The sequence below is a fragment of the Xenorhabdus innexi genome (genome assembly GCF_002632485.1).
Lineage (GTDB): Bacteria > Pseudomonadota > Gammaproteobacteria > Enterobacterales > Enterobacteriaceae > Xenorhabdus > Xenorhabdus innexi.
This window is the reverse complement of the sequence record NZ_NIBU01000265.1, coordinates 1-460: the sequence shown is the minus strand read 5'-3', so window position 1 is coordinate 460 and position 460 is coordinate 1. Positions and strand designations below refer to the sequence as shown.

Below are 460 nucleotides of genomic sequence, written 5' to 3'. Positions count from 1 at the left end.
CCGACTTTCAGCGTCACCGGTAACGGAATGCGTTCCCAGGTCAGCAATTCCTCGGCTTTTGCCCCAAAGCTGAACAACAACATACTGACCAGCCCCAGACAAAAGCAGGCTGTGTGGGATGAATATCTACTCATTGAAATACCCCCTTTTTCTCGTCCACCGCCTGTGGCATCGCTTCCAGCCGCTGCGGCAGCCCGTCATAACAATCCAGTGCCAGCCCGAACGGATTACGCTCTGCATCCCCCTCCCAGCGCACCACGCTCAGGGGGTAACGCACCAGCGCCCGCTTGACGGATTCGGCGTGATAATATTCATCCGCCACCAAATCCAGCCGCACCACCCAGTTATCCCGGTTGCGCACCGTCACGCTTTTTGTGCCATAGCCCCGGCCGGGCACTTCATACACCACCCGTACCCGGTCAGCCAGTTCCCCACTGTCAGCGCGGGTTTTAGCATCTTC

General features: G+C 58.3%; 1 protein-coding gene. It reads right to left on the bottom strand.

The window, feature by feature from the left end:
- Window positions 1-130: 130 nt before the first annotated feature.
- Window positions 131-460, bottom strand: a 330-nt coding sequence (locus tag Xinn_RS21515) for a PFL_4703 family integrating conjugative element protein (protein ID WP_099137848.1), incomplete at its 5' end; no start/stop codon positions are given.